At 64.1% G+C, this 1,032-nt stretch carries 1 protein-coding gene and 1 pseudogene; both read left to right on the top strand.

Translation table 11 applies throughout. The annotated features are described in order from the left end of the window. The coding region (locus HP546_RS30630) for a hypothetical protein (RefSeq protein ID WP_172233727.1) at window positions 1-360 on the top strand (360 nt) is incomplete at its 5' end. Between the two features lie 46 nt (window positions 361-406). After that, window positions 407-1,032 (top strand): annotated as a pseudogene (locus HP546_RS30625) (hypothetical protein); the annotation flags it as partial.

The following is a 1,032-nucleotide window of genomic DNA, read 5'->3' as shown; positions in this document are numbered from 1 at the left end:
GGCGTGCGCAACAGCGAGCAGAACCTGCTGAGTGCCAAAGAGCAGAACCGCCAGTTCAACGAGGTCTACGCGCAGTTGAGTGCGCTGCAGGCCTCGACCCGCCAGGACCTGCAAAGCCAGCAGCGCCAGCAGGCCAGCCTGGAGCAGTCGTTGAATGGGCTGCTCGGCACCCTCAAGGCCCGGCATGGCAACAAGAGCGATGTGCAGAAGCAGATCGCCAGCCTGGAGCAGCAGCTCAAGACCAACCAGGCGGCACCCTCGCAAAATGCCAGCAACGCCCAGATCGAAGCCCGCAAACAAAAACTCAAGGACCTGCAACAACAGGTCAGCCGCCTTCAGCTGAGCCTGGGTTACGAGTAGAACCTCTTCGGCAGCTTCGGCTGCCGAATCTTTTCAGGATATGCACATGCAGCGGGTCACCCGCGACACCAGCCCCGCCAGCAACGACCTGCGGGTGCTCGAACAAGCCATGGCGATCATCGTCAGGCATTTCCCACCAAGCATCGCTCATCAGTTTGCCACCCCGCGCGACGGCAAGGATGGCCTGCGCGAATGGTGGTCGGAGCTGCAAGGCCAGCCACACCGCTACCACGACCTTGAGGCCGAGCAGCAAGCTGCCTTGCTGCGGTTTTACGACGAGCGTCAGGACGCGGTACGCCAACTGGTCGGCAAACTGCAAAGCCTGGGCCAGACCAATGAGGCAGCGCTGCTGGAAAAACTCATCCGGCCTGCCGACCTGAACAACCTGTACAGCGTCAACGGCCAGCCGCTGGTCGTGCGCTGGGCCGAGCCGGCCCCGGTCACGCCTGCAACCGCACCCTTGCCCGCCCCAGCGCCAGTGGTGCGCCGGCGCCGGGTATGGCTGCCGTGGTTCCTGCTGCCGTTGCTTGGCCTGCTGTTGCTGGCCCTGGCCTTGTGGTTGGGCTGGCCGTATCTGCAGCACTGGCTTGGCAGCCGCCCTGCCACGCCCTTCGCCTGCGTGAAAGACACGCAGCTGCAGCCGCCCGAATTTGCCGTGGTGCTCGACACCTC

Origin of the sequence: Pseudomonas sp. CM25 (genome assembly GCF_013179705.1) — a bacterium.
Classification (GTDB): Bacteria; Pseudomonadota; Gammaproteobacteria; order Pseudomonadales; family Pseudomonadaceae; genus Aquipseudomonas.
Note: the sequence above shows the minus strand (reverse complement) of the source record. Positions and strands in the feature narration are given on the sequence as shown.